This is a genomic window from Isoptericola croceus (assembly GCF_029382255.1).
GTDB lineage: Bacteria > Actinomycetota > Actinomycetes > Actinomycetales > Cellulomonadaceae > Isoptericola > Isoptericola croceus.
Genome location: NZ_JARLLG010000217.1, coordinates 1 through 275 on the forward strand (window position 1 = coordinate 1; position 275 = coordinate 275).

1 protein-coding gene is annotated in these 275 nt (G+C 49.1%); it reads left to right on the forward strand.

Annotation, left to right across the window (positions count from 1 at the left end; all coding sequences use genetic code 11):
* A partial coding sequence (locus PZC42_RS21230; RefSeq protein WP_277214117.1) for an EF-hand domain-containing protein occupies positions 1 to 275 on the forward strand: 275 nt, incomplete at both ends.

The following is a 275-nucleotide window of genomic DNA, read 5'->3' on the forward strand; positions in this document are numbered from 1 at the left end:
CTCAGATCCACTTGGGATCAGGTCGGCAAGCTTGTCACTGACAAAGAGCTTGATGAAATGCTTGCTGAAGCACCTGGGCCAGTCAACTTCACCCAGTTGCTGACACTCTTCGCCCAGAGGATGTCTGGAGGGTCTGACCCCGATGATGTCATCAGGAATGCATTCAAGGCCTTTGACAAAGACGGTCTCATCAGCAGTGAAGTATTAAAACATGCTCTTTTGACTTGGGGAGATAAGTTCACCAAGAAGGAAGTCGCTGATGCCTTTGATGCCAT